A 22,201-nucleotide genomic window follows, 5' to 3' on the forward strand; every position below is an offset into this window, starting at 1 on the left:
TTATCCGAGTGCCACGCGAGCGAACTCGGTCACTTTCAGTTCTGCGTCCACAGATTTCAGGTAGTCGGCAACTGATTTGCTGCCATCTTTTACGAAAGCCTGCGCCAGAAGAGTGCTTTCTTTGAAGAAGGCGTTCAGTTTACCTTCGGCGATCTTAGCGATCATTTCGGCGGGTTTACCGGCCATTTTAGGATCAGCCTGGATGGTTTCGGTAACGATGGCTCTTTCACGCTCAACTGTAGCGGCGGGAACGGCTTCGGGATCGATGGCAACGGGGTTCATCGCGGCGATCTGCATGGCCACATCTTTACCGGCTTCAGCGGCATCTTTGTTGAACCCTACCAGTACGCCCATTCTGTTGGCGCCATGGATGTAGGAAGCAACATAAGGCGCATCTACGCGAACGAATTTGGAGATACCGATTTTCTCACCGATGGAAGCGAGTTTATCGTTTACCATATCAGCGATTTTCAGTCCGCCAATTTCAACGGCGTTCAGTTCTTCCGCGTCTTTCACGTTGTTCGCGATAGCGGCATCGATGATGCTCTGCGCGAAGGCAACGAATTCGGCGTTTTTAGAAACGAAGTCAGTTTCGCAGCTCAGGCAGAGGGTGATTCCTGTTTTGTTGTCGGCGGTGGTTTTAGCCAGCACCACACCTTCTTTTGCTTCACGGTCGCTTCTGAGGGCGGCTACTTTCTGGCCTTTCTTACGGAGCCAGTCGATTGCTGCTTCAAAATCACCATTGTTCTCGGTAAGGGCCTTGCGGCAGTCCATCATACCGGCGCCGGTTGCCTGGCGGAGCTTATTGATATCGGCTGCAGTAATTGCTACAGACATACTTCAGTTTTTATATTGTTTAAAATAGAAATCGGGCTATAACCAAATTGACCAGCACGGCAAACCGAAGTGTGCCGGGTGCTGATCAATTCTATTGCAAAGTACTAGCGGGGTCCTCCACCAGTTGCAGGGCGACGGCTGGCGCCACCTGGAACACGGCGTTTGGGTTGGCTGGTACCTCTTACTTTCCTTCCGGACTTATCTGTTTCTTCACCTTCCACTTCGAACTTCACGTTCTTGTCGTCACTTTCTGTTTCTTCCACTTCTTCGTCTTTGGCAGCCTGACGTTCAGCCAGACCTTCAGCGATAGCAGCGGTGATGTAGTTGGTGATGATGGCGATGGATTTGGTAGCGTCATCGTTCGCGGGGATTGCGAAGTCCACTTTGTTGGGATCGCAGTTGGTATCTACCATACCCAGCGTGGTGATGCCGAGGCGTTTTGCTTCAGCGAGACCGATGTGCTCATGACCGATGTCCACCAGGAACAATGCAGCGGGAACACGACCGAGTTGTGCGATACCACCCAGCACTTTTTCCATCTTCTCTTTATCACGGGTGAGGGTGAGGCGTTCTTTTTTGGTGATGCTGTCGAGTGTACCGTCGTTCAGCATTTTTTCGATGCTCTGCATTTTCTTCACGCTCTTACGAACGGTATTGAAGTTGGTGAGCATACCACCGAGCCAGCGTTCAGTAACGTAAGGCATGTTCACACGCTGTGCGCATTCGGTAACGATCTCTTTCGCCTGCTTCTTGGTAGCAACGAACATGATTTTTTTACCGCTTTTCGCGATCTGCTTCATAGCGGCGGCAGCTTCCTGCAAGCCTTCTACGGTTTTGTTCAGATCGATGATGTGAATACCTTTCTTCTCAGCGAAGATGTAAGGCAACATCTTGGGGTTCCACTTCTTCTTCAGGTGACCAAAGTGTACACCAGCTTCGAGCAGTTGTTGCTGTAATGAAGTGTTGTTTTCCATTTGTATAAACGATTGTATAATATGAATAGGATTGCTTTCTGAACTCCTTGCAGGAGCAACATACAGCGATTAACGTTTGCTGAACTGGAAGCTCTTACGTGCTTTCTTCTTACCTGGTTTCTTACGTTCAACCGAGCGTGGGTCGCGGGTCATGAGACCGGCGGCTTTCAGCGCGGGACGGAATTCGGGGTTCAGTTCGCAGAGTGAGCGGGCGATGCCCAGCTTCACAGCTTCGGCTTGTCCTTTCACACCACCGCCCTGGGCGTTGATTTTGATATCGAATTTATCGAGCGCTTCGATTGTTTTGAGGGGAGCTTCTACCTGGTTCTGCAGGTAAACCAGTGGGAAATACGCTTTGTAGTCTTTGTCGTTAATGGTGATCTTTCCTTCACCTTTGCTGAGGAACACGCGTGCCACAGCTTCTTTACGACGACCAACGGCATTTTTTTGCTTTTCCATATTTGTTTATTTGTACCGGATGATTCCGGGATACATTTGAAGTTGTGGGAATTAGAATTTCAGTTCCGTGGGTTTTTGTGCGCCATGCGGATGCTCAGCACCAGCGTAAACGAACAGCTTTTTCACCATTTTACGGCCGAGTCTGTTCTTAGGCAACATTCCTTTTACGGTTCTTTCAATCAGCGCTTCTGGCCTGCGTTTGATAAGGCTTCCGGCTGTTTCTTCCTTCTTACCGCCGGGGTAACCGGAGAAGTTGATGTAGGTTTTGTCTTCCAGTTTGTTCCCTGTGAAAACAACTTTGTCTGCATTGATGAATACGATGTAATCACCGCAATCAACGTGGGGCGTAAAGTACGCCTTGTTCTTCCCGCGCAGGATTGCTGCGATACGGGCGCACACTCGTCCTACGGTTTGATTGGTACCGTCAACAACATACCAGTTCCGTTGTACGGTAGCCGCGTTGGCGTGCTTGGTAGTAAAATGTAACTTACTCATTGTTAAAAAATTTGAACACTGCCGCCATCCCTGGCAATGTTGGTGAAAAAACCCGTTGGTTTATAACGGGTGGCAAAGGTAGGACGATTGCACGCGATATTCCAAAAGATTGCAGGTTATTTTTTAATGATGCTTTTGCAATTAATTGATTTTCAATAAAATTTTTGCGCTTAAATTTTATTCATGTGCGACAGAAGGCAAATTTCAGTTGAAAAACCCACGCTGCAGGAGGAAATTCACCCACCACAGCCGGAGTTTTCCGCCGAGCAGCAGCGTAAAAAGCCCGTCGGTGGCACCGGGTACCCGTTAAAACACCGGCTCCCGCCTCCAAAAAGCAAAAAAGAGCGAACCGTTTTTTAACGATCCGCTCTTGCGTTTTTACCCCGTTCAATATATTTCAAGAAAAATTTTCGTAGCCGATAGCATTACTGCTGCACCAACTGTACTGTACCCTTATACTCGTCCAGTATTACCTGATAAGTGCCGCTGGTGGCAGGCGATTTAAAGTTATCTCCGCCTTCATATTTGATCTTTCCGCCGCCGGCATCTTCATAATCCAAAGCGCCCCAGTCGGCTCCGGCCAGGAATTTGAAATCCTTCCCACCGGTGAGTTTTAGCGTGAACTTCCAGACACCGTTGCCCTCGTAGTTCATCTGGGGGGAACCTCCGGGGTTCCAGGCGGGGTAATCGGTCAGCGCATCACCCACAATTTTCATGATACCGGGACCAATTTCGTATTTGAGATTCTTCACATCGGTGCCATCCCAGATCACGCGGTATAGACCAGCAGTAGCAGGGCCATCGAAGTTGCCTTCGTTCTCGGCCAGCATCGCGCCAGCGGAAGCGCCTTTTCCAAAATCCTTTGATTGGTTCACAGGACCTCCACCATCGGGCCAGGAATTGCCATCGATCATTTTAAAGAACCCACCACCTTTAAAATCTAGTAATCCCAGGAACCGGTTGGGTTTAATATAAGCCATTCCCTGCGTGGGGAATACACCAGGCGGATTCCATCCCGCATTGGTGGCGTCACCTACTGTTCCCATGCGGCCATGGTCGGCCTGTACATAGTATTTGTTGTTCCTCAGGTCCACGGATACACGGTAAACACCATCGGCAGGAACGGGCACATTGTCTTCGTCATCAGCGGCAAGATCGCCAGGCGCACCTTTCTTCATGCCCCAATCCGTTGAATTAAGATCCCCACCTGGCCATTGTTTCTGGTTCAGGAACTTCAATCCACCACCACCCGCATTCAGGTGTACATAGATGTAATACACGCTTGGAAACTTAGCATCTGGAATCATCTGTATCGCGTTGGCAGGCTCCCAGCCGGCGGGCGTGCTGCCACCAACGAGGTAAATCTTCACTTCGCGCAGGTAAGCCACATCATTGGCATAGGTGGAATTTACCGTTACAGTTCCTGAAGTAGCCACTACCCTCCATTTCAATTTTACCACAGAGCCAAGATCCGTATAGCCCGCCGCGGTGAGTGCGTCACTGAAATCTTTATATGACCACGCTTTTACAGTATCGAGGCCGTTCCTGTTAGAAGGCGCCTCAAAAAGTGGTGTACCCGGCACTTCAGCATCATTAAACACCTGAATTTTATAGGTTACAGTGTTGGCGGGTTTTCCCGGCGTGGCTTTTTGCCAAATGAATTTCACACTATCAGTTGTACTTGAAGGAGAAATTTCGTTGGTAGCCATGCTGTTAACCGGAGCCAGCAGCAGGAAGGGTGTGAGCCCATCACCAAAACGCCGGATGGTAATGTTCAAGGAGTCGTTGGAACGGATCCTGGTTTCGCCGTTGGTGGCCACGATGGTCCATTTTAGTTCAACGGGGGCGGCTTCGGGTACGTTTCTCAGTTTCAGAAAATCGTCCAGTTGTTTCTGCGTCAGCGTAAGTGTTGTAGCTTTTCCGCCATTGTCCGAAGGATACTCCAGGATCGGATTATCAAGGCTTCCTGTGCGTAATGCCGCGATCCATGCATAAGTTGGTGCAGTACTCAATCCTGGCCGGGCCGCCGTCCAGGTAAGCTGAACGGTCGCATTGGGGGTGGCGCTGTTCAGGTTGAGCACCGTTCCATTCTGCGGTGCTGTAATAGTGAACTCCCCAAGGCCCTCGCCTGTGGTGTTCATATCAAAATTGGCTTTCTGGCATCCCGCCACAAAAGCCGCGATGCCAAGTATGTATGGAAGTATTTTTTTCATGACAAGCATTATTTAAGCATAATAAGGGGGACTGTAACTTCTTCCGTGGAAACATTCAACACCGCGCCATTCGCACCTGGTATGGTTCCATTAAATTTATACCGGAATCTGCCTCCGGAAGCTTGCGCTTCTGTAACTCCGAATGTGTAGGTAGGAATGAAGTAGGCGGCCCAGATAGTGGTACTCTCTTTTTTCAAAGCGATTACTTTGGTGCCCAATACTACATTACCCGGACCTTCTAAAATAACCGTTACCGAAACCGGCATCATCCGCTGTTCGTCGGTCACATTTGTAAGGGATTGGTCGAAGTTTACGCCAATCACATCGGTGGCGCCAACCTTATTCGGGAACACCCGCATTTTGGTGGGAACGAAAACCAGGGGATCGAATTTGAATGGCTTATAATCGGGCGTTTGCTTTGATCCGTCTTTTGCCTTTACCAGAAAACCGTAAGAAACAAGTTGAGAAGGTGGCAACCCGAAAAGTTCGTTGCCTTTAAAGGTGAAACTCCATTTATTGTTACCTGCCGCGGTCATTTTTGCGGCATCGGAGGAATTCCCCCACGCGCCGTTTACAGCACCATCTTTTTTCGGCCGTGTGGTAGCGGCTTCCGCATCGGTGGCATCGGGATTACTGAAAATCCAGATGAACGCGTTGGCTTCTCCCGCCATGGGTGTACCGGTTACATCTACGGTGATGGTCACTTCATCAATGGCGGTATAAATCAACGGACTGGAAGTAACCTGGGCGTTTGTGCGCTGCACCGATAAGGAGCACAGCATTAAAATAGCAAAAAGCGTCTTTTTCATTGTGCAGGCATTTATTGTTTGGTGAATATGTAATCGTAGATCACTTCAACAGGACCGGATCCGTTGTCGCGCTTTTCCACCCTAAGGCTGAAAGTAGTGCGGAAGCCTGTAGGGTACGCGCCTATGGTCGATCTTAAAGTATCCGTGCCGTTGATGAACTCAATCATTTTGGGCGCCTCCGCATTGTCCACCTTCCAGTTGCCGCCCGCCAATGCGATTACGGCAGGCGCATTCCCTTTTGTGGTGGTGAAAGTTGAAGGCGTCGCGCCATTTACATTGAACGTAAGTTTAAAGTCGGTAAAGGGAAAAAGTGACGTTACGTCTTTGGTAAGAAAAGGCGAGTTTTTGATCTCCGATCCTTTGTCGGTAAGTGTTACTTTCGAAAGCTGCCATGTACCGGCCAGGCTGGGAATCACCGCGGTTTCCTGGTGTGGTATATCACCGATGGTCTCAGGCTTGCAGGCAGTGAAAAGCGTTGCGGCAAGCAGGAATGCGAATATATTTTTCATATGCGTCAATTGATCATGATTTAATTGCATCCGCCTTCCGGATTGCGTTGAAAGTTTACATTGGCGGCCATTTCACCCTGTGGAAACTGGAGCACCATACCGGGACAATTCCATGTGGCGCCGCGACGGTCAATGTTTGTTTTGTTCCTGGCGCCAATCCTTTTAATTTCCTGCAACCGGCGACCTTCGCCAACAAACTCCAGCAGGTACTGGGCGCGCGTGGCGTTAATGATGTCCGCAGCCGCGGCATTAGAAGGCAGGTTGCGCGATGTGTTGCCGTACGCGCGGGTCATGATATCGTTGATATCTGTTACCGCTACGGAAAGATTGGCATTTGTTTCAGCGGCGGATTCCGCACGGATAATTTTCATTTCAGTTACCGTGATTACCGGAACTTCGAAGCGGTCCAGGTTGTATTTGGTGAAGGAGTTCAGCCCTTCATTAAAAGTGGTATTGAACCATACCGCACGCTGATCGCCGGTATTCTGGAAACGGGCATAGAGGTCATCTGTAAAGTGCAGCACGGGAACTCTTCCTCCATCACTTCTGAACTGACCGCGAAGATGCGCCCCGGGTTCAAAAATATTAGTGGTGTTTACCAGCTTATAGATGGCCTCCTTTGTTCCATTCAGCGAATAACGTGTGGTAAACTCAGATGCGGAAGTATTGAACTGATAGGTGGATGCGCTACTAGCAGTTAATACAAGATTCGCCATCCTGTAAGCTTCGCCGAAATTATTCATCTGGAAATACACTTTAGCGAGAAACGCTCTTGCGGCGGCCTTGCCTGGAACCCCACCTACCACTTCCGGCAGTTTCGCCTCGGCATCAATAAGGTCGGCCACAATCTGCGCGTACACCTGACCCACAGTGGCCCTGGGAAGAGATGCCAGGCCGGTGGAAGTTCTCAGCGGAATACCCGGATGGCTGTTATCCGTAGTATTGCCATACGGCTGCGCGAAGAGTCTTACCAGTTCGAAATGCGCCACGGCTCTGATAAATTTCGCCATCCCAATGAACCTTGTGGTATCCGCAGCATCTGCCACATCCATTTTTTCAAGCGCCCTGTTCGCCTGGGTAATGACATGGTAATTATCCACGTAGAAATTATTCTTATAGTCCCCGAAAATGGATGTTCTACGGCCATATATCTCACCGTAATCTCCGGTAAGAAGCGTGGCATCCAACTGGTCGGCCACCAGTTCATTCAACACTACCATCCGTCCGCCATACAGTTGTTCACTTGCCATTGATTTCAAGGCGCTGTTCAACATCAGTTCTATTCCTTCACTGGAAACAATTACAGAATCTTCATCTAACTTACCGGACGGCGGTCTTTCCAGGAATTTCTTGCAGGAAGTCATGCTGCCGAGCAACGCCGCGACAAGCATTATATACAAAAATGATATAGGTTTCATTGTCTTGATGTTATCGGTTAGAAGGAAAGGTTAAGGCCAAATGTTACAGACTTCTGCTGAGGCGGCGTAAGGTAGGTAACATTGGGGCTCAGGTTACGATCCTGTGCATTCTCAAAGTCCCGCGCGATTTCAGGATCCCCACCGGGGTATTTCGTGAAAGTGAGCAAGTTCATGCCGGTAACGAATATCCTGGCGTTACGAAGACCGATGCGCCGTAAAGTTTCCTGCGGGATAGAATAAGATAATGTCAATTCCCGCAAACGCATATAAGAGGCATCGTAGAGGAACATCGTGGAATTGTATTGCCATTCACTGGACAATCCGTTATATGTAGCTGGGTTCATGGTGAGCCTTGGATAACGTGCGATATCACCGGGCTTCATCCATCGGTCCGCTATTTCTGTGCGCATATTCCAATCGGTAACGATTCCGAGTTGGCGCTTGCCGCTTCCGTCGTAAATATTTCCTCCGATAGTGAAACTAAGCAATGTACTGAGTTCAAAAGCCTTGTAGCGGAGCGTGGAGTTAATGCCGCCAACATAATCAGGAATCACGGCTCCAACAGGAACACGATTATCCAATGAGAAGGTTTTGGTTTGCTTTCCGTTTACATCCAGCCAGATAGGAAGACCATCATTCGGATCAACACCTACATAACGTACCACATAGTTTGTGCCGATCGGATAACCAACCGCAATACGCGTATCGTTGGTACCTCCACCAATGGCATCAGCACTCAGATCACCCAGACTCTTCACTTCGTTATAATTTTTACTGATGTTGCCACCCACACTCCAGTCCCAATCTTTCTTCTGCACCAGTTTTGCATTCAGGGCAAGTTCAACACCTTGGTTAATGATCACGGCATCAACATTGCGATAGGCATCTTTGAATCCGGTTGAGGGACTTACCCCAGCGTTCAATATCACATCTCTTGTGGTTCGGTTGTAATAGGAAAGTTCACCTGTAACCCTGTTGTTAAATAGAGTGAAATCCGCTCCCAGATCATAGTTTACCACCTTCTCCCAGTGAAGATCCGGGTTTGCAATATTCTCCAGGAAATAAGTCTGCTGGTTATTATATAAACCGTCGAGCCTGTACTGTGATCTGTAAAGACCGCTCGGGAAATTAGAGTTTCCTGTAAGACCAGCACTTGCACGAAGTTTCAGGTAGTTGATCCAGGTCACATTTTCCAAGAACTTTTCTTCAGTAAGCACATATCCGAGTGCCACTGTGGGAAAGTACCCATATTTATAATTGGTTCCAAAGCGGGAAGATCCGTCTGCACGCATAGAGGCCTGTGCAAAGAATTTGTCTTTGTAACTATAGTTCACCCTTGCGAAGAAAGAATTAAAGGTGAAAGCATTGGTCTCGTTCCACACTGCCTGGCCAATTGCCCTGAGGCTATCCCTGAACGCTTCGAACGCGGGCACATCATCATACCATGGCGTATTGGTTGCTTTACCAAAGTCTGTGCTGAAGAACCTGGTTCTTGATTCCTGCGCTTCAGTACCGGCAAGCAGCACAAAACGATGGTCATCTTTTATATCCCACTTATATTCAGCGGTGAATGTTCCACTTTGGTTCACGGTTTCTGAAGGACTTCTCCTGGTGAAACCCAGCATGTCGCTGTTATTCCGGAATTCCGGCGTTTCAAATTTATCTTCAAGGCCACGCAGGTAATCCAGGGAACCTACAACTTTTAAGGTTAGGTTTTTGACGGGCGTATATTGAAAGAAAACGGAACTCATGATCCGATCGTCTCTGTTATACCAGGTATTGCCTTCTATCACGCGAACCGGGTTAGCCCCTCCTGTAAAGAAAGAACCATCGTCGTTGTATACAGGGAAGAAAGGCAATGCCGTACTCATCACATCGCCCAAACCGCCCGCCCACGCCGCGGGTACACGCTGGTTATTGCCCCTGTTGTAGCCGGCCGTTATGCCCGCCTTGAATTTTGAATTGAGCGTATAATCAACATTGGCGCGCAAACCGTAACGTTCAAATGAGTTTCCCTTCAGGTAACTTTGCTGGTCGCTGTAATTGGCACTTACGAATGCACGTACCTTTTTGGAACCCACATTCATACTCAGGTTATGTTCATGCATTACGCCGGTGCGGGTAAGCAGGTCCCACCAATCGGTGTTCGTTTGCCTGGCCTTTTCCCAACTGACGTTTCCCGGAAGCGGTGCCAAACCTGAATTGCCATCGTTCACCCAGGCTTCCTGGCGCAAGGCGAGCCAATCTTCGGTACCCAGAAAATCCGGACGATTCGCATAAGTACTGAAACCCACCCTATTGGAATAATTGAAAGAAGGCTTGCCGCTTTTACCGCGCTTGGTGGTGATGAGGATCACTCCATTCGCACCACGACTTCCATATATACCAGCCGCCGCCGCATCTTTTAAAATTTCCACGGATTCAATGTCCTGCGGATTGATAGCGGCCAGTGGATTCTGGTTCATGGCACCACTGTTACCACGAAGGAAATTGTCCTGGGTGATGGGAACACCGTCTACCACATACAACGGATCGCCTCCCGCACTGATGGAATTCAACCCACGTACACGCACAACCGAGCCCGACCCTGCAAGCCCGCTGCCCTGCACCACCTGTACGCCCGCGGCACGTCCCTGCAAACCCGCTTCAAAGCTGGGCACCGGTACTGAATTTAATTTTTCGCTGGTCACTTTGGTAATGGCACCGGTCACTTCCCTCCTGCGCTGACTTCCGTAACCGATCACCACCACTTCATCGAAAGATGCGGTGGAAGGATCCAGTTTGATGTCGAGCATTCCGGAAGCGATAGATACTTCCCTGGAAGCATAGCCCACGGAAGTGATGACCAATACTGATGCATCAGCGGGAACGCTTAAACTGAAAAGTCCATCGGCACCCGAAGATGTTCCGTTGGTTGTTCCTTTTAGGAGAATTGAAGCCCCGAATATGGGCTGACCGTTCCGGCCATCTGAAATTTTCCCGTTAATGGTGCGCTGCTGGGCAGCAGCTTCTGTTGAAACCATGCACAATAATGTGCAGAGCGCAACAAGCATCCTCGTTAGATTCCTGGCAGTCATAATGGCAATTAATAGGTTTTATAATCCGCGATACACTAATGTGTATATTTTACACAATGTTAAAATAAAAATTCTGTTAAACCAAAATAAAATGCGGGGTTTTATTTGGAATTCCCAGCGCAATCGTTTACAAGAAAAGACAGGGTAATCCGGCGCAATGATGCACCAAACCTCATTTGTTGACAGGAGACAATACAAAAGCATGTATTGTTAAACGATCTTCCTGAAAGGGATGAAAATCGTTCAACCGGCTTATATCAAAAGAATACAAAAATCATTAAGCTGATAGATCGATCATTAAAAACTGCGACTCATCAATCAAGGAATACAATTTTATAATATGCGAATCTGAGAAATACAACCATTGTATCAAAACATGCTTACAACGCATAAGGTGTTTTAAAACAATGATGGGCATGCGTTTCAGCTCATTCAATTCTGTGTTGAATCGCGAAGCTTTTGCATTGAATTGGGAAGTGCTACACTTTTAAATGCTGAGGTTGCTACATTAAACTCAATCATGTAGCCGTTCCACCCGCATAGCACAGGCTAAGAAGCATCAAAATTTATCTGCCAGTTAAACCCTTCTGCCTCACCCGCACTATCAGAAATTGATATCCAGTGCTTTTTTGCTGAGCTTACTGTACTTTCTGTGGTTGAATTTGTAGAGTTTTCCCGGGCGGTGCGGCACATTGTCTTCCATCTGTTCCGTATCCACCAGGAAGCCCATCTGGAAGAATTTCTTTCTGAAATTCCTCCGGTCCATTTCCACGCCGAGGATCGCTTCGTACAAAGATTGTAAATCGCGGAGGGAAAACTTCGGGGGCAGCAGATTGAACACCACCGGCTCACGCAATACTTTTTGCTGAAGCCGGGTATAACAGGTTTGCAGGATCTGCATGTGGTCGAAGGCCATGGAACGGATTTCGTTGAAGGGGTGCCAATGCAGTTCGTTGTCTGAAAGTTGGAGTTCGTGGTGCTGGATATTTACAAGAGAATAATAAGCCGTAGTAACCACCCTTCCGTTGGGGTGCCGGTTGAGAGAACCGAATGTATGCACCTGTTCAAGGTATACATCATCCAGCCCGGTGCGTTCTTTCAGGATGCGGTAAGAAGCTTTGTCGAGGTCTTCATCCGGGCGCACCAGATCTCCCAGCAGCGACCATTCCCCATTAAATTCGTCCAGGTTACACTTGATGAGCAGCACCTTCAGCACCCCTTCATCGAACCCGAAAATGACGCAATCCACGGATATGGCCACCTTGAAATAATCGGCGATGCTGATGGGTGTGGTATTGATGTTCGGTTGCGCTGCTGGTCGTCTCGTCATGGCTGGCTGTTTAATGTTATTCGGGTATCGCAAGTTATTTCAGTTTAACGGATTTCCAAGACCGGTGCGTATAATACCGGAATGTTCTCCGTGAAAAAACATCGCTACCAGGAGGAAAAAACATTGAATTTTTCCGCGTACATCTTATTCTTCCAGCAATACCTGATGATATATGTTCCCGCCTGCGGTACACTTCCGGTGATGGCCGTAACCGGTAGTTGTCCTTTTCCGGCTATCGTATTCACCTGGTAAGTTCCACCCAGTTGCCGCCCCGAGATATCATGAATGCTGATCTGTAATTTTCCGGGTTCGGGAAGCTGATAGACTATGCTGGAAGCCTGGTTTACCGGGTTGGGATAAATGCCAAAACTAAGTAACCGCCCCTGGTTGTCTATATCCTGAACCGGGGTAATACCCAGCCCATAAAGATTCCTGCTGAGGAAAATCCTGTACTCGCCGGGCGCGAGACTGATCTGCTGCTGCGTTCCGCTGGCCGTGTAGATTTCAGGCACCATATACCTGTACCAGTTGCCCGCTTTCGGGAAGGTAACGCCGATGGTTTGCGCCGTAACACCAAAATTACCCACCACCACAACGGAGGCCGTATCATTGAAAGTACGGACGATCATATATTTCAGCCCGTTTGTACCATTCAACGAAAAGCCGATGTCCTTACTGATCCAGGTATCTCTGAAGAGCGGGTGGTTCCGGAGTTGCAACAGGCTATCATAAACGTTCACCAGGTTTTTCCGGTCCGTGTTCTGCAAATAATCCCAGCGGATGGGCTTATCGTCTACACGGCAGCTGTTCTGAACCGTTCCGTTGCTGCAATAGTTGATAGAATAATCGTAGCCCATTTCCCCGAACTGCCACATCATTTTCGGACCCGGCATCAGCCAGAAAAAAGCGGCGGCGGCTCCGTTTCTTGACAGTGCCACGGGCAGTGTTTTCACGTTGTGTGATGCGTTGGAAGTACTGCCGAACTGCAGGTTTTTATACATCAGTCTTTCTTCATCATGACTTTCCATATAGGTAACAAGGTGCGGGTTGTTCCATCCCCTGGAAGTGAACAATCCATATGAGAAATCTGATTTTCCACCATCGTTATACCCCATGGTCGCTTCGTTGAAAGGCTCTGTCGCCTTTCCCCAGAACAACATGCCGTAATCGGAGAGTTCTTTCTCCTCACTGTTTTCAGAAAGGTGCTCCAGTATTACATAAGAGCCATTGGCATGCTTCATAAGCGTATCGTAATAGGCCTTCCAGATGGCGACCCGGGAAGCATCGTACACGCTCCAGTTGTTCACTTCTGTATTAGAACCGCAATCGCCCGTTGTACAGGAATTTTTCTGCGTAAACCCTTTGGACAAATCAAACCGGTAGCCATCAATGCGGTATTCCTTCAGCCAGTATTCCGTTACCCTGCTGAAGAAATATTTTGTGGCCGCGCTTTCATGGTTCATGTCGTACCCCACATTAAAAGGATGCTTTGCCGTTGGATTGAACCATGGACTTTCCGCGGAAGGACGGTTGTTCGCCGCGTCAAAATACAATTGTACCATGGGACTTTGGCCGAAAGAGTGGTTCAGCACCATATCCATAATAACAGCGATTCCGTTTCTATGACATTCATCAATAAAGGCTTTCAAATCATTTTCAGTGCCATAAAATTTATCCGCCGCGAAATAGAAACTTGGGTTATACCCCCAGCTCTTATTGCCCTCGAACTCGTTGAAGGGCATCAGCTCGATCGCGTTGATGCCCAGTTTTTTGAAGTACGGAATAGTATCTTTCAATTGTTTCCAGTTGTGCCCGGAAAGGAAGTCGCGCACCAGCACCTCGTAGACGAGTAAATTTCTTTTATCGGGACGAACGAAGTTGTTCACCTGCCAGTTGTACGGTGTTTTTCCCGTTTGTAAAACACCTACGATGCCCGTTGTTTTTCCTGCTGGATATGGTTTTAATCCCGGGTAAACACCGGTGGAAATCACCTCTCCATCGTTGAAGGGGTCCAGTATTTTTTCAGCATAAGGATCGGCGATGCGCAATGTTCCATTCACCAGGTATTGATACGCATATTCTGTTCCGGCAGTGAGTCCGGTTATCGTGAGCCACCACCTGTTTCCATCCGGTGTTTTTTTCATGGCGTACTCCTGGCGTTCGGTCCAGTTGTTGAAATCACCCAGCACGCGTACCGTGTTCTTACCGGGTGCATACAGCACCAGGGTAACAGACGTGTTCCCGTTCAGGTAATTGATCCCATCTTTTACACCGGCAGGAAGGGGTGCCGTTTCCACGTTCCCGTCCACAAAAAAATCAATGGTATCGCGAACAGTATTTGGTCCCGACACCGCTTCAGCAATAATGCGTTGGTTGCCTGGAGATACAATATTTGCCACCCCATTCAACGCCTTTACATTGGAAGCAGCGGCCAGTTCCGTTCCATTGAAGAGCAGTCGTATGGTACTTTGCAAGTTAGACGACGCCGCCACATTTACCGTTTCGCCCACGGTTTTCAAAAGCGGCAGCACATACCGGTTGTAACGCGGTTCCGACTCCGGCTGAAAGAGCGCCACCTTCAGGTCATTGTTAGAATACACAGGGATATACATATTGCCCTGATCAGCGGAAAGGTCAGATACTTTCCCTTCCAGCACACTTCCGCCCGGGTTATAACTTCTGAACACCATTGCCAGCCGCAGCAGTTGCTCACCGGCAGTGATGCCGTAATATTTGCGCAAGGTGTCCAGCCTGATCTGGTATTTGTTGTTGCCGATGGGCGTAAGTTTAAAAGCCGCGTTATTGGTATTCCATTCCGACACCACATGCTTCCAGTCTGTACGACCAGTGCTGGCAGAAGTAATGACACCGGTATGAATGTAAACATCACCGGAATAATTGTTGAGTCCTTTATTCCCTTTAGCGGCATCGAAAGTAATCAGGAGCGTGTCTTCCGCGGTGGGAAATGCGGGCGACCATGTAAGCAGTTGCGCGCTGGCATGCTGGCACATGAAAACAGCGGCCACCAGGAGGTGAACAAGCAATCGGTTCATTATACAGGTTTTATGCGTTCAGGCAGGCATCGTTTTCATTTCAGAAAAAAATCTGTCCTTTTTCGCTGAATGAAGGTAAAAAGTTTTTACCTTAGTTGTGTAAAAAATACACAATAATATTTTTTACCCGCTGAAACACTTCGTGATTATAAAACCTGCCGCCCCTTTTTCCGGTAATACGGGAGAAGGGGCTTTCTTTTGGGCAACACTTCATGCTTTTATGCTCGTGCAGCGCCTTCACATTAGACGTATTTTCATCGTGTAAGACCGGTTTAAAAAACGATGTTCTAAAGGTTTTATCACCTCGGCACCTATGGGAAAACAACGTCGGTGGCACCGATTTGCCCTAAACCCACCCAAAACCAACTTCTTACCCTCTTCCTTCCGCACCCGTTCAGAAACGGATCGCATCAAAAGAAAAACAAGGCGAAACTCGGCGGGTTTTCACCCTACCCGGTGGCACCGCTATAGCGATGGCACCGGGTCAATCCCTATATTTGCGATCTAACTCGATCCCATGTTTACCAGCGATATTATCAGGTCTTACCAGGAACAAACACTTGAATGGCTCAGAACGCCTTCCTCCTTTGATATACAACAGATCGCGCAACTCCGCGATATCCTTAAATTCCACGAACACCGGTATTATGTGGAAGATAACCCGCTTATCTCCGATGGTGAATATGATATACTGTATAAACTGCTTGAAAAAACTGAAGAAGACCACCCTGAACTGATCACTTCCGATTCGCCTACACAGCGTGTCGCCAAAGGACTTACCAGTGTTTTCACCACTGTGCAACACCTTGTGCCGATGCTTTCGCTGGAAAATTCCTATAATGCCGAAGACCTTCGCGACTGGGACCGTAAGGCCAGGGAACTGACAGGCCTCGATACCGTGGAATATTGTGTGGAACCGAAATTCGATGGCGCCAGCATCTCTCTTATTTATGAGAATGACCTTCTTGTAAGAGCCGCCACTCGCGGCGATGGGGTGGAAGGCGAAGAAATTACCACCAATGTGAAGCAGATCCGCTCGGTGCCGCTTTCAGCGCCTTTCTCCAAATTCGGCATTCAACAAATTGAAATCAGGGGAGAAGTCCTCATCAATAAAAATAATTTCGCAGCCTACAATGCGCAGTTGGTGGCCCAGAACCTGGCCCCGCTCGCTAATCCGCGCAACGCGGCCTCGGGTTCCCTCCGCATCAAAGACCCCAAAGAAGTGGGAAGGCGCAACCTGGAAGCCTTTCTTTACCATGTGAGCGACGTAACCCTTACGGGCGAAATGCCGGCAGCGCTGCAAAGCCATAGCGCATCGCTGGAACTGTTGTGGAACATGGGTTTCAGGAGCCCGGTAAAACAAATGAAAGTATTCCCGGGCATCGATGGTGTGATTGATTACTGCGCGGGCTTTGAAGCCGGACGCGATGAACTGCCCTACGAGATAGATGGTATGGTCATCAAAGTGAACCGGAATGACCTTCAGGATAAGATGGGCATGACCACACACCACCCGCGTTGGGCCATGGCCTACAAATTCCGCGCGCGCCAGGGTACCAGCATCCTCCGCAGGGTGGAGTTCCAGGTGGGCCGTACGGGCAGCATTACGCCAGTCGCGAAGATCGACCCCGTTCCCATCGGTGGCGTAACCGTGGGCTCTATCTCTCTTTTCAATGAAGATGTAGTGCGCGAGAAGGACCTGCATATCGGTGATACCGTATTGGTGGAAAGGGCCGGAGATGTTATTCCTTACATCGTGAAACCTTTAGCGGAACTGAGAACAGGGAAAGAAGAACCGATCATTTTCCCGACAAATTGCCCGGTTTGCGGCGATGCCCTCTTTAAGCCCGAAGACGAAGCCGTATGGCGCTGTATCAACCTTAACTGCGAGGCACAGGTAGTGGAAAGAATGATCCATTTCGTAAGCAAAGACGCCATGGACATCAGGAGTTTGGGTGAATCGAACATCCGGAAGTTCTACGACCTGAAATTACTGCACGATATCCCCGGTATTTACGCACTTGATTTCGAAGCCATCGGGAAACTCGAAGGTTTCGGCCCAAAATCCATTACCAACCTACAGGAGGCTATTGAAAAATCGAAGCAGCAACCCCTGCACCGGATCATTTTCGCCCTGGGCATCCGTTATGTGGGCGAAACCACCGCGAAAGTGCTGGCCCGCGCCGTGGAGCACCTGCTCGATTTCAGGAATTATTCTGAAGAAAAACTCCGCGAACTGGAAGATGTGGGCACCAAAGTAGCGGGGAGCATCCACCAGTTTTTCTCCAACCAGGATAACCTTCACCTCCTTGAACAGCTCGAAAAAGCCGGACTGAACCTGAAGAATACCCAGAAAGGACAGGTGGCGGGCGGAAGCTTGAGCGGCCAGACCTTCCTTTTCACCGGCACCCTCACCCGCTTCAAGCGCAGCGAAGCCGAAGAACTGGTGGAAAAGAACGGCGGAAAATTGCTGAGCGGGGTAAGCAGCAAACTCAATTACCTGGTGGCAGGGGAAGAAGCAGGGTCCAAACTGGAAAAAGCAAAAAAGATCCCGACCGTAAGGGTGATCACGGAAGACGAGTTTCTTCAGCTCTTCGGTTAAATATCACCGATAATATTTTGAGAAGTTCGGGATAGCTTTTGTAACTTTAAAATAAATCAACATGTTATGGTAAAGAAGCTGCCCGGCGAAGTGTGGAAACACTTGCCATTCCCCGGCTGGAAACAGCTCAGGAAAAAATATGCACTATCATCGAGCGGCCGTGTTGCCAGTTATTCCGAAGAGGTAAACGAAGACGGAAAGCTGCTGAACGGCTCCCTCACTACAGGCTACAGAACCCTAAACCTTCACCGGCCCGATAGCAACGGCACACTTTACATCCACCGTGAAATAGCCAAACTCTTTCTGAAGAAACCTTCTCCTAAATACAAGTATGTGATCCACCTGAATCACAACAAAACCGATAACACACTTAAAAACCTGAAATGGGCCACGCTGGAAGAGATGATCGCGCACCAGCAGAAAAGTCCGCAGAAAATCGCCTACAAACAAATTCAGGCTACGCGTACCAAAGGGCTTAAACTCAATGCCACACAGGTTAAAACCATTAAAAAATCACTCAACGATCCCAAACGTAAACTCACCATCAAGCAACTCGCTGAAAAATATGGCGTGAGTGAAATGACGTTGTACCGCATTAAAAGCGGGGAGAACTGGGGCAGGATATAACCAGGATATGACGATGATACAGGGTAGTACATTTTCTTTTTTGAAAGACCTGGCAAAGAACAACCACAAAGAATGGTTCGATGCCAACAGAAAAGCATACGAAAACGCCAGAAAGGATTTCGCGGGTTTCATCGACAAGCTGATCCCCGCGATGGCTAAGTTAGATCCCACGATAGCGCACCTTACCGCGAAAGACTGTATGTTCCGCATCAACAGGGACGTGCGGTTTTCGAAGGATAAATCTCCGTATAAAACCAATTTCGGCGCCTCCATTTGCAGGGGCGGAAAAAAAGCCATGCTTGCGGGTTACTATGTTCACCTGGAACCTGGCAAGAGTTTTATTGGCGGAGGACTTTACATGCCCATGGCCCCGGAACTGAAGAAAGTACGGCAGGAAATCGATTATTGTTACGATGAGTTTGGAAAGCTCATCCGCAATAAATCATTCATTCAAACTTACGGCGACCTCGACAAAAGCCCTGAATACAGCCTGGCCAACGCACCGAAAGGTTATGAAAAGGACCATACCGGCATTGAATACCTGAAACTGAAAAGTTTTATCGCCGGACGGGAAGTGCCGGATAAAGAAGTACTTGCCACCAATTTTCTCCCGGAAACAGCAAAGGGCTTCAAAACCTTGAAGCCCCTGCTGGATTTTTTAAACCGGAGTTTATTGGAAGACCACTAAAGCAATCCTTTCCCATTCAAGTATTCCGCGATCTGAACGGCGTTGGTGGCGGCACCTTTGCGGAGGTTATCGCTTACGATCCACATGTTCAGGGTATTCGGAGCGCTTTCATCGCGGCGAAGACGGCCCACGAATACTTCGTCTTTCTCGTGTGCATCCATCGGCATGGGATATTGCGCGTTGGCAGGATCATCCACCACTACCACGCCAGGCGCTGCACTGAGCAGGGAGCGAACTTCAGCCAGGTCAAAATCGTTCTCAAATTCCACGTTCACGCTCTCACTGTGTCCGCCCATTACAGGAATACGTACAGTGGTGGCCGTCACACGGATGGAGTCATCGCGCATGATCTTCTTGGTTTCTTTCACCATTTTCATTTCTTCCTTGGTATAACCGTTTTCCAGGAATACATCAATCTGCGGAATCACGTTCAGGTCGATGGGATATTTGTACGCCATCTCACCTTCCACGCCTTTCCTTTCGTTCATCAGCTGGTTCACGGCTTTCACCCCTGTTCCTGTTACAGACTGGTAAGTGGACACCACGATCCTTTTGATCTTATATTTTTTGTGCAGCGGGTTCAATGCCACCACCATCTGGATGGTAGAACAATTGGGGTTAGCGATGATTTTATCGGCCGCGGTAAGCGAATCGGCATTGATCTCAGGCACGATCAGCGCTTTGGTGGGATCCATTCTCCAGGCGGAAGAATTGTCGATCACCGTAATACCAGCCTCAGCAAATTTTGGTGCCCACTCCAGGGAAGTACTTCCTCCGGCGGAGAAAATAGCTACATTGGGCTTGGCGGCAATGGCATCGGCGGCGCTCACAATGGAATATTGCTTTCCCTTAAACTCCACCTGTTTGCCTACGGATCTTTCAGAGGCCACGGGAATAAGTTCAGTTACCGGGAAGTTGCGTTCCGTTAATACCTGCAACATTTTGGAGCCTACCAGGCCGGTTGCTCCCACTACAGCTACTTTCATGTTTGTTTTTGTTCTTTTAGTTGGTTAATTATTAGTATAAAAAAAGGCCCTCCAATCTGGAAGGCCCTCAATTCTATTGTAAACACAGAACGCTTATGCACCTTCCTTAAGTGGAAACTGTTTCTTAATGCGTTTTGTATGTTTCATCATGTTCATGCGGGAGCAAAATTAAAGTGAAACATCCGTGATTTCCAAAAATATTTTCCGCTTTTTTCTGCCGGGTTTTCGGTGTTTTTCACATTGTCAGGTTTTTCCGACCATTCTACCTTTGAGTTTTTCAACCGGGCGGTGTTCCCTGCAGGAATGCTGCCCTACTTAAAATGAGTGTGTATGAATTGGGGGAGAAGGATAATAACGATGATTTTACTGATCTTAACAGGAATAAAGTCGGAAAGCCAACAGGTAAGCAGATACGATGTGGTGATCACGGAACTGATGGCCGACCCCGATCCCCCCGTTCAATTGCCCGCGGCTGAATATGTGGAGGTATTGAACCGGAGCGGCAACCCTGTATTCCTGGAGGGATGGACACTGAGCGACCGAACCGGTTCTGGTTCCATACAAGGAAACTTCCGTCTCGATCCAGGCGCCTTTCTTCTGTTATGCGCCACCTCGAATGTTGCGCAGTTCCAGGTATTTGGTCAAACCATTGGCGTTACAAGGTTCCCATCTCTTGATAATGCAGGCGATGTGCTTCAACTGAAAGACGCCTCCGGCGCAACAATACATGCTATATCCTACGCCATAAGCTGGTACAGAGAAAGTTTTAAACAGCAAGGTGGCTGGTCGCTGGAAATGATTGATACGGCACAGCCCTGCCTTGACGTACACACGCAAACCGACTTCAGCAGAAACTGGAGCGCCTCCGCTGACCCCGAAGGAGGAAGTCCCGGAAAAGCAGGCAGGATCATGAAACCATTACCCATTGTTGCCATTGTGCCGGTACATAGTTTTATGACTGATCTCAACACCATCGTTGTGCAAATGAATATGAGCTTTGATACAAAGAGTATAGCACGGGATTTATTTGTCGAAAAGATCAGTGGCTTAAATCCGGATACGGTTTTTAAAGAGCAGTTCTGGAACGATGCGATATCCTTACATTTCAGCGATGCATTCCGTGAAAAACAGCTATACAGCATAGCCATTCAAAACATGCGCGGTTGCAATGGTGCTGTACAGCACGCCCCGGTTGTATTGCCCACCGCAATGCCAATCGTCCCCGGAAAAGAGGAAGTGCTGCTGAACGAACTCCTGTTTAACCCACACCCTCCCGCAGAAGATTATATTGAATTACACAACAAAGGGCCGGGCGCAATAGATCTTTCCGGAATGTATTTAGGCGGGATGAATACCGCTGGCGCCATAACATTATCCGGGCCTTTAAGCCCTGAAACAAGGTTGTTGTTTCCCGGTGAGTACATCGTATACTCCGCTGAAACAAGGTTCCTGAAGGAACAATACCTAGTAAAGGATAGCGCAAGATTGTTTCCGTTGAAAACTATGCCCTCCTACCCCGATGACAAGGGTACAGTATTACTCTTCAATAGCCGGGGAGCAATCGTGGATGAAGTATCCTATCAAGAACGGTGGCACCACCAGCTGCTCACTAACAAAGAAGGCGTACCCCTTGAAAGGATATTCACGGGCAGAGACAGTAATGATCCCAACAACTGGCACTCTTCGGCAGGAACGCCGGGGTATAAAAACGCGCAGCAGGTGGAAAATGAAGCGATGGCAGCGAGGCAGTTTTTTAGTCTGCCCTATTCCCTTGTGTCGCCTAACGCAGATGGTCACCAGGATATCCTGCTATTGGAATACAACTTTGCTGAACCCGGGTGGATAATTACGGTTCAGGTATTCGATCTTTCGGGACGCGCCGTTAAAACCATCGCGCGGCAGTTACTGGCGGGAACCTCGGGGTTACTCAAATGGGATGGTGTTGCAGAGAACGGGAAGATGGCGCCTGCAGGGCATTACCTGCTATTGGTGCAATACTTCCATGCCAATGGACGCGTAAGACATTGGAAGAGGGCGATCAGCATTTATGGAAGATAGTACTCCATCCAAAAAAGGCGCCCGTATGTTTCTACATACCAGGCGCCTTTATATAAAACCGTTATC

At 48.6% G+C, this 22,201-nt stretch carries 16 protein-coding genes; 4 read left to right on the top strand and 12 right to left on the bottom strand.

Features of this window, described 5'->3' with window-relative positions; genetic code table 11:
• The 11 genes from tsf to M4J38_RS05095 all read right to left on the bottom strand — a co-directional run bounded on the left by tsf (nt 1) and on the right by M4J38_RS05095 (nt 15,174).
• Nucleotides 1-837, bottom strand: coding sequence for a translation elongation factor Ts (tsf, locus tag M4J38_RS05045; RefSeq protein WP_251758442.1), 837 nt, complete (start codon nt 835-837; stop codon nt 1-3).
• 104 nt (nt 838-941) lie between these two features.
• Nucleotides 942-1,811, bottom strand: coding sequence for a 30S ribosomal protein S2 (gene rpsB, locus M4J38_RS05050; protein WP_251758443.1), 870 nt, complete (start codon nt 1,809-1,811; stop codon nt 942-944).
• Nucleotides 1,812-1,880: 69 nt separating this feature from the next.
• Nucleotides 1,881-2,270, bottom strand: a complete 390-nt coding sequence (gene rpsI / locus M4J38_RS05055) for a 30S ribosomal protein S9 (protein WP_251758444.1) — start codon at nt 2,268-2,270, stop codon at nt 1,881-1,883.
• Nucleotides 2,271-2,321: 51 nt separating this feature from the next.
• Complete coding sequence (gene rplM / locus M4J38_RS05060; protein ID WP_251758445.1) at nt 2,322-2,765, bottom strand: 50S ribosomal protein L13; 444 nt, start codon at nt 2,763-2,765, stop codon at nt 2,322-2,324.
• Nucleotides 2,766-3,190: 425 nt separating this feature from the next.
• Nucleotides 3,191-4,978: a SusF/SusE family outer membrane protein gene (locus tag M4J38_RS05065; RefSeq protein WP_251758446.1), complete on the bottom strand. Its 1,788-nt coding sequence runs from the start codon at nt 4,976-4,978 to the stop codon at nt 3,191-3,193.
• An 8-nt stretch (nt 4,979-4,986) separates the two neighbouring features.
• Nucleotides 4,987-5,787, bottom strand: coding sequence for a hypothetical protein (locus M4J38_RS05070; protein WP_251758447.1), 801 nt, complete (start codon nt 5,785-5,787; stop codon nt 4,987-4,989).
• Nucleotides 5,788-5,798: 11 nt separating this feature from the next.
• Complete coding sequence (locus M4J38_RS05075; protein WP_251758448.1) at nt 5,799-6,296, bottom strand: DUF5004 domain-containing protein; 498 nt, start codon at nt 6,294-6,296, stop codon at nt 5,799-5,801.
• 20 nt (nt 6,297-6,316) lie between these two features.
• Nucleotides 6,317-7,714 (bottom strand): RagB/SusD family nutrient uptake outer membrane protein, encoded by a 1,398-nt coding sequence (locus M4J38_RS05080; protein WP_251758449.1) that lies wholly within the window; start codon nt 7,712-7,714, stop codon nt 6,317-6,319.
• A gap of 17 nt (nt 7,715-7,731) precedes the next feature.
• Nucleotides 7,732-10,737 carry a TonB-dependent receptor gene (locus M4J38_RS05085; protein ID WP_251758450.1) on the bottom strand — a complete coding sequence of 1,002 codons (3,006 nt, stop codon included), beginning with the start codon at nt 10,735-10,737 and terminating at the stop codon, nt 7,732-7,734.
• 658 nt (nt 10,738-11,395) lie between these two features.
• On the bottom strand, nt 11,396-12,121 hold the full coding sequence (locus M4J38_RS05090; RefSeq protein ID WP_251758451.1) for an NUDIX domain-containing protein: 726 nt from the start codon (nt 12,119-12,121) through the stop codon (nt 11,396-11,398).
• A gap of 104 nt (nt 12,122-12,225) precedes the next feature.
• Complete coding sequence (locus M4J38_RS05095) at nt 12,226-15,174, bottom strand: alpha-amylase family glycosyl hydrolase (RefSeq protein WP_251758452.1); 2,949 nt, start codon at nt 15,172-15,174, stop codon at nt 12,226-12,228.
• A gap of 517 nt (nt 15,175-15,691) precedes the next feature.
• Here M4J38_RS05095 and ligA point away from each other — a divergent pair.
• From ligA to M4J38_RS05110, 3 genes are all read left to right on the top strand, one after another.
• On the top strand, nt 15,692-17,776 hold the full coding sequence (ligA, locus tag M4J38_RS05100; protein ID WP_251758453.1) for an NAD-dependent DNA ligase LigA: 2,085 nt from the start codon (nt 15,692-15,694) through the stop codon (nt 17,774-17,776).
• 66 nt (nt 17,777-17,842) lie between these two features.
• Nucleotides 17,843-18,403, top strand: coding sequence for an NUMOD4 domain-containing protein (locus M4J38_RS05105; RefSeq protein WP_251758454.1), 561 nt, complete (start codon nt 17,843-17,845; stop codon nt 18,401-18,403).
• Between the two features lie 7 nt (nt 18,404-18,410).
• Nucleotides 18,411-19,091, top strand: a complete 681-nt coding sequence (locus tag M4J38_RS05110; RefSeq protein WP_251758455.1) for a DUF2461 domain-containing protein — start codon at nt 18,411-18,413, stop codon at nt 19,089-19,091.
• Here M4J38_RS05110 and M4J38_RS05115 read toward each other — a convergent pair.
• A complete protein-coding gene (locus M4J38_RS05115) occupies nt 19,088-20,077 on the bottom strand; it encodes an aspartate-semialdehyde dehydrogenase (protein ID WP_251758456.1) in 990 nt (329 codons plus the stop codon). The genes M4J38_RS05110 and M4J38_RS05115 overlap by 4 nt on opposite strands.
• 330 nt (nt 20,078-20,407) lie before the next feature.
• Between M4J38_RS05115 and M4J38_RS05120 the strand changes: the two genes are divergently transcribed.
• Nucleotides 20,408-22,135 (top strand): lamin tail domain-containing protein, encoded by a 1,728-nt coding sequence (locus M4J38_RS05120; RefSeq protein ID WP_251758457.1) that lies wholly within the window; start codon nt 20,408-20,410, stop codon nt 22,133-22,135.
• Nucleotides 22,136-22,201: the final 66 nt, after the last annotated feature.

Origin of the sequence: Parasegetibacter sp. NRK P23 (genome assembly GCF_023721715.1) — a bacterium.
Classification (GTDB): Bacteria; Bacteroidota; Bacteroidia; order Chitinophagales; family Chitinophagaceae; genus Parasegetibacter.